Here is a 6,159-nt window from a genome sequence, read left to right on the forward strand (position 1 = left end):
GCCGACGACCCGTCGTCGGCCGGCTTCAACGTCCGGGCGGCGAAATCATGGGTGCCTTCCAACTTCTGTCGTTCGGCCCTGAAGGCTGGGGAAGCCAGCTCGCCAGCGGCGTGTGGCTGACGATCCGGCTGGCCGTCGCCACGTTGCCCTTCGGCCTCGCGTCGGGGTTGCTCCTGGCGATCATGATCAACGGGCGGAACAGGATGCTCTCGCGCGCCGCCCTGGTCTTCACGACCATCTTCCGCGCGCTCCCCGAGCTCCTGACGATCTTCATCATCTACTACGGGCTCCAGTTCCTCATCCAGGCGGTCGTCGACGCCGCCTGGCCGGGCACGTCGATCGAGATCAACGGCTTCCTCGCGGGGCTCTTCGCGCTCGGCGTGGTGTTCGCGTCGTTCGCCTCCGAGATCTTCGTGGCCGGGCTGCGGGCGCTCCCGAAGGGACAGGCCGAGGCGGCGCACGCGCTCGGCCTCAGCCGCGGGACCGCGTTCGTCTCGGTCATCGCGCCGCAACTGTTCCGACTGACGCTACCCGGGGTCGGCAACCTTTGGTTCGTCCTCCTGAAGGACACGGCGCTGGTGTCGGTCATCTCGCTGTCGGACCTGATGCGCCAGACCACGATCGCGGTCTCCAACACCAAGCAGCCCATCTTCTTCTACGGCGTGACCTGCCTGATCTACCTCTGCCTCTCGCTCGTCTCCGGCGCGGTCGTCGCGCTGCTCGAGGTCCGCACGAACCGCGCCTACCGGGGGGCACGATGAACCTCGAACTCCTGCAGGCCTACGGGCCTCGGATGCTGAGCGGCCTGGTGACCACGCTCGAACTCGTGTTCATCTCCGCGGGGATCGGCGCCCTCATGGCCCTGCCGTTGGCCCTCGCCCGGAACAGTCGCAGTCGGCTGCTCAGCGTGCCCGCGAAGTGCTACATCCTCTTCTTCCGTGGCACCCCGCTGCTGGCGCAGCTGTTCCTCATCTACTACGGGGCGGGCCAGATGCGCGGCCCGCTCGACGCCTTCCACGTATGGTGGTTCTTCCGCGACGCCTTCTTCTGCGCCCTGTTCGCGTTCACCATCAACACCACGGCATACCAGGCGGAGATCCTCCGAGCTGCGCTCGGGTCGCTGCCGAGAGGTCAGACGGAGGCGGCCGCCTCACTCGGTCTCGGCTCGTGGGTGACCCTCGTGAGGGTGCTCCTCCCGCAGGCCATGATCCTCGCGCTACGGCCCCTCGGGAACGAGCTGATCCTCTCCCTCAAGGCCTCCGCCATCGCGAGCATCGTCACGGTCCCGGAGCTCATGCAGGCCACGAAGCTCGCCTTCGCCCGGTCGTTCGAGTTCCAGGTCTACATCTGGGCCGCCGTCATCTACTTCCTGATGGTCGAAGTCGTCCGCAGGGTCTGGATCCTGTTCGAGCGCCGCCTCACCCGTCACCTCGTCCGCGCCGCGGTTTGAAAGGGATTCCGAAGATGGTCGAGGTCGATCGCGCGTCTCCGCGCGCGCAGGCACGGCAGGCGAACACGTCCGACCGTGCCGTGGCCGTCGAGCTTTACGGCGTCAGCAAGTTCTATGGCCCGACGCAGGTGCTCCACGACGTGAGCCTCAAGGTCCGCGTGGGCGAGCGGCTGGTGATCGCCGGGCCGTCCGGCTCGGGCAAGTCGACCATGATCCGGTGCATCAACCACCTCGAGACCCACGAGGCGGGGAAGATCGTCGTCGACGGCGTCGAGTTGACCGACCAGCGGGAGCGGGTCGACCAGGTCCGGCGCGAGGTCGGCATGGTGTTCCAGCACTTCAACCTCTTCCCGCACCTGACGATCCTGCAGAACTGCACGCTGGCGCTCATCAAGGTCCGCAAGATGTCGCGGAAGGATGCCGATGGGGTCGCGATGGAGCTCCTCGAGCGGGTCCGCATTCCGGAGCAGGCGAACAAGTACCCAGGCCAACTCTCCGGCGGACAGCAGCAACGCGTCGCCATCGCCCGGTCGCTCGCCATGAAGCCGCGCATCATGCTCTTCGACGAACCGACCTCCGCGCTGGATCCGGAGATGGTCAAGGAGGTCCTGGACGTCATGGTCTCCCTGGCGAACTCGGGAATGACCATGCTCTGCGTCACGCACGAGATGGGCTTCGCGCGACAGGTGGCGGACCGCGTCGTCTTCATGGACAAGGGCCGGATCGTCGAGGAGGCGGATCCTGAGACCTTCTTCGGCAACCCGCAGCACGAACGGACGAAGGCCTTCCTGCGCCAGCTGCTCCACTGACGAACAAGAAACGATCCGAGGGACGGACATGCCAGAAGAGAGACCACTGATCCTGCTCACGGGAGGGTCCGGCAGGGTTGGGCGGATGCTTCGCCCTCTCCTGCGCCAACGTTTCGACCTGCGCGTGAACGACATCGTTCCCGTGGACGACATGGGCGCGGGGGAAACCGCGTTGACCGGCGACCTCGCCGACCCGATCGTCGCCGACGCGGCGGTCCGAGGCGTCGACGGGGTCGTTCACCTCGCCGGCCTCGTGGCGCCCGACGTCGCGTTCGCGGACACGCTCGCGCCCAACTACACGGCCGTGCTGAACCTGCTGGAGGCATGCCGGCGGCACGACGTTCGACGCTTCGTCTTCGCCAGCAGCCATCACATCCTCGGCCTGCTGCCGTCCAGTCAGGCGTATGATGATCACGCTACGATTGCCCCCGACGGGTTCTACGCCCTGAGCAAGGCGTTCGGCGAGGCGGCCTGCGCCATGTACGCGCACCGTTACGGCATCGCCACCCTCGTCGTCCGCATCGGCAACGCGGATCCGGAGATCGTCGACGGCAGGCGGGAGCGCATGTGGACGAGCGCCGTCGACCTGGCCCGGCTGATAGGTCTCGGCCTGACGGCCGAAGGTCTGACCTACGAGGTGTCCTACGGCGTCTCGACCTGTCCCGACCCGCTGTTCCCGCAAACGCGCGGTCCGTTGGGATACCGCCCAGTTGACGAGGCATCCCTGCACCGTTCCGCGGACTTCCGGGAGCTTTCCTCGATGGGCACCCAGGACGGCGTCGGTTTCGTGGGCGGCCTCTTCGCGGTCACCGACCTTCCGGGCTCGAAGGTGGGCGCATGAGGATCGAGGCAGCGGAGACGATCGTCGTCGAGATCCCGTTCAAGCTGAGGGGATCGGGCGTCGGCATAATGCCGACCGCCTGGAAGAGCCTCGAGTTCTGCCTCGTGAGACTGACGGACGAACTCGGGAACGTCGGCTGGGGCGAGGGTTTCGGGTACTTCACCGTCGACGCCACGAAGGCGATCATCGACAGGCTCATCCTGCCCACCCTCGTCGGCTCCACCATCGGGGACATCCCGAGATGGAACCTGGAGCAGCAGCGACGCATCCACATGTTCGGTCGCTACGGCATCACCGTCTTCGCCATATCCGGCGTCGACATCGCGCTGTGGGACCTCGCGGCGAAGCGGGCGGGCGTTCCCCTCCAGCGACTGCTCGGGGCGGGCGAGGGAGCCCGCCTAGCGATACCCTTCTACGCGAGCCTGGTGCGTTACGCCGACGCGTCGCTCGCCACGACGTCGTGCGACGAGGTCCTCAAGGCGGGCTTCCGCTCCATCAAGCTCCACGAGGTCGGGCTCGACGAGATCGAGGCCTGCCGAACGGCCGTGGGACCCTCCGTCGACCTTTGCACGGACGTGAACTGCGGCTGGTCGGAGGAGTTCGTCGCGGAGAACCGCGGTCGGATCGAGGGCCTCGGATTGACTTGGCTCGAGGAACCCATCTTCCCTCCGGAAGACTTCGCGGCCTTGGCGCGGGTCCGTGGTTCCGGCGTGCCGATCGCGGCCGGCGAGAACTGGTGCACGACGAGGCAGTTCTCCGAGGCGCTCCGTGCCGGTGCCGTGGACATCGTCCAGCCGAGCGTCACCAAGGTCGGCGGGGTCTCGGAGTTCCTTTCGGTCCTCCGTCTGTCCGACGCCGCGCAAGCCGCTGTCATGCCGCACTCGCCCTATTTCGGTCCGGGCCTCTACGCCAGCCTGCACATCGCTGCCGCGCATCCCAGCGTCCATGCCCTCGAATACAACTTCGTCGACCCGGACGCCTGGCTCACGGACGTGAACGGTCTGAGGGACGGCGGGACGGTCCGGGTGCCTGAGGCGCCCGGTCTCGGGTTCGAGCCGGACCCGGACGTCATCCGCAGGTACCGGCGCGCATGAGGAGGACGCCTTGAAGCCGAACACGATGAAGGACCTCTGGGCCGCGGGGCGACCAGTGCTGAACGGGTGGCTCTCCATCCCCAACGCGTTCACGGCCGAGATCATGGCCGAGCAGGGCTACGACGCGATCTCGATCGACCTGCAGCACGGCCTCGTCGACTACCAGACCGCGGTCGCCATGTTCCAGGCCATGCGGACGAGCGGCGTCGCCCTCATGGCCCGCGTCCCGTGGCTCGAGCCGGGCATCATCATGAAGATGCTCGACGCGGGCGCCTACGGCGTGATCTGCCCGATGATCAACACGCGCGAGGAGGCCGAGCGGCTCGTCTCCTACGTCCGCTACCCTCCGACCGGAACGCGCAGCTTCGGTCCGAGCCGCGCGGTGATATCCGCCGGAGCGGACTACGGCGTGAAGGCGGACGCCACCGTCGTCTGCTTCGCGATGATCGAGACGGCCGAGGCCTTCGCCAATCTCGACGAGATCGTCGCCACCCCCGGACTCGACGGCGTCTACGTCGGGCCGGCCGACCTGACGCTGGGATTGACCGGCATGCGTCACCCGATCGGCTTCGACCGCGAGGAGCCGGAGATGGTCGACGCCATCAAGAGGATCCTGGCGGCCGCGAAGCGGGCCGGGATCAAGGCCGCGCTCCACTGCGGTACCCCAGGCTATGCCGCCAAGGCCGTCGGATGGGGGTTCGACCTGGTGACGCTGACGAACGACGTCCGCCTGCTCGCGGCCGCGGCCGCGGCCAGCATAGCCGCCACGAGGGCCGGCATCGGGCAACACGAAACCATCACCGCACCACAATCGCAGAAGCCGGGGTATTAGGGGATGTCAGAGACAAGCACCGCGCAGTTTCCCACCCTCGTCGTCGGGCATGGTCCGATCCGGGTGGTCGTGGCGCACGGCTGGATGGGTGACCACCACCTATTCGACGACATGCTCCCGCTGATAGACGAGGACAGGTTCTCGTTCGCGTTCTTCGACTGTCGCGGCTACGGCATCAGGGCCGACGCCCAGGGCGGCATGACGGTCGAGGACGTCGCGCGGGACGTGGTCACGTGTGCGGACGCTCAGGGTTGGCATGACTTCCACGTGCTGGGCCACTCCATGGGCGCTATGGCGGCGCAACGGCTGATGGTGGACCATCCCGACCGGCTGCGCTCGGCCATCCTCGTCGCTCCCGTTCCTGCGTCGGGGGCCAAGATCGACGATGCGCGGCGGAGCCTGCTCAGGGAGGCCATGGCATCGAGACCTGCCCGTCGAAACCTCATCGACGTGAACACCGGCCGCATCCGTGACGACGGATGGCTGGACAGGCTGCTCGACATGAGCATCTCCTCGACGACCCCCGCGTGCCTCGAAGCCTACATGGCGTCTTGGACAGGGACGGACTTCGCCGCTGAGGCGATGGGTAACGCGACCCCCGTCGTCGTCGTCATCGGGGAGTTGGACCCGGGAGCGCCCGTGGAGAGGATCCAGGCGTCCGTCATGGCGTCTTACCCCAACGCCCAGATGGTCAGGATCGAGGGATGCGGTCACTATCCGATGTTGGAGGATCCCGAACGGCTGTACCAAGCGGTGGCGTCCTTCGCTTCCGCTGTCTGATCTCGCGTCGAAGCGGTTGCGACGGCTGGTCATGCCCTGACGGCGGCTTCTCGGTGGCGACCGAGCTGCTACCTTCCGGCCGATCCGCCACACGACGTCGCCCCGCTTGGATACGTCTCATCCAAGGCTATCTCGTTGTCGATCGTCCGAGGCGCTGACATTCAAAAAGCGTGATCCACGAAGGTGGTGTCGGCGTATCCATGCCGATCCCCGAAGACGAACAGCGGCACGCCCGACATCACGTCGCAAGAAGGCAAGCCGCGACGCTGGGTGCCGTCGCGAAGCGTGTTGGAATTCGGTGACGCAGGGCGGTGCTGCATAATGGTAGCGGGTCAGGCGGCGAGCGCAACGGG

7 protein-coding genes are annotated in these 6,159 nt (G+C 67.0%); all 7 read left to right on the forward strand.

The window, feature by feature from the left end:
• The first annotated feature begins 47 nt into the window (after positions 1-47).
• Genes P7D22_RS15450 through P7D22_RS15480 form a run of 7 tightly spaced genes read left to right on the forward strand, consistent with a single transcriptional unit; the run spans position 48 to position 5,806 of the window.
• Complete coding sequence (locus P7D22_RS15450) at positions 48-761, forward strand: ABC transporter permease (protein WP_319935145.1); 714 nt, start codon at positions 48-50, stop codon at positions 759-761.
• On the forward strand, positions 758-1,450 hold the full coding sequence (locus P7D22_RS15455) for an ABC transporter permease (protein ID WP_319935146.1): 693 nt from the start codon (positions 758-760) through the stop codon (positions 1,448-1,450). The genes P7D22_RS15450 and P7D22_RS15455 overlap by 4 nt, the downstream gene beginning before the upstream one ends.
• A 14-nt stretch (positions 1,451-1,464) precedes the next feature.
• Positions 1,465-2,259 (forward strand): amino acid ABC transporter ATP-binding protein, encoded by a 795-nt coding sequence (locus P7D22_RS15460; protein WP_319935147.1) that lies wholly within the window; start codon positions 1,465-1,467, stop codon positions 2,257-2,259.
• A gap of 28 nt (positions 2,260-2,287) precedes the next feature.
• Positions 2,288-3,100, forward strand: a complete 813-nt coding sequence (locus tag P7D22_RS15465; protein ID WP_319935148.1) for an NAD-dependent epimerase/dehydratase family protein — start codon at positions 2,288-2,290, stop codon at positions 3,098-3,100.
• On the forward strand, positions 3,097-4,194 hold the full coding sequence (locus P7D22_RS15470) for a mandelate racemase/muconate lactonizing enzyme family protein (RefSeq protein WP_319935149.1): 1,098 nt from the start codon (positions 3,097-3,099) through the stop codon (positions 4,192-4,194). Before P7D22_RS15465 ends, P7D22_RS15470 begins: the two co-directional genes overlap by 4 nt.
• A 10-nt stretch (positions 4,195-4,204) precedes the next feature.
• The gene (locus P7D22_RS15475) at positions 4,205-5,026 is read left to right on the forward strand and encodes an HpcH/HpaI aldolase family protein (RefSeq protein WP_319935150.1); all 822 of its coding nucleotides are present in this window, start codon (positions 4,205-4,207) and stop codon (positions 5,024-5,026) included.
• A 3-nt stretch (positions 5,027-5,029) separates the two neighbouring features.
• Positions 5,030-5,806, forward strand: coding sequence for an alpha/beta fold hydrolase (locus tag P7D22_RS15480; protein WP_319935151.1), 777 nt, complete (start codon positions 5,030-5,032; stop codon positions 5,804-5,806).
• Positions 5,807-6,159 lie beyond the last annotated feature (353 nt).

It is taken from the genome of Lichenihabitans sp. Uapishka_5 (assembly GCF_033947565.1).
Taxonomy (GTDB): Bacteria; Pseudomonadota; Alphaproteobacteria; order Rhizobiales; family Beijerinckiaceae; genus Lichenihabitans.

Bases quoted from the DNA above. Each gene is read 5' to 3' on its own strand.
- P7D22_RS15450 (WP_319935145.1), top strand. From the start codon at position 48: ATGGGTGCCTTCCAACTTCTGTCGTTCGGCCCTGAAGGCTGGGGAAGC.
- P7D22_RS15455 (WP_319935146.1), top strand. From the start codon at position 758: ATGAACCTCGAACTCCTGCAGGCCTACGGGCCTCGGATGCTGAGCGGC.
- P7D22_RS15460 (WP_319935147.1), top strand. From the start codon at position 1,465: ATGGTCGAGGTCGATCGCGCGTCTCCGCGCGCGCAGGCACGGCAGGCG.
- P7D22_RS15465 (WP_319935148.1), top strand. From the start codon at position 2,288: ATGCCAGAAGAGAGACCACTGATCCTGCTCACGGGAGGGTCCGGCAGG.
- P7D22_RS15470 (WP_319935149.1), top strand. From the start codon at position 3,097: ATGAGGATCGAGGCAGCGGAGACGATCGTCGTCGAGATCCCGTTCAAG.
- P7D22_RS15480 (WP_319935151.1), top strand. From the start codon at position 5,030: ATGTCAGAGACAAGCACCGCGCAGTTTCCCACCCTCGTCGTCGGGCAT.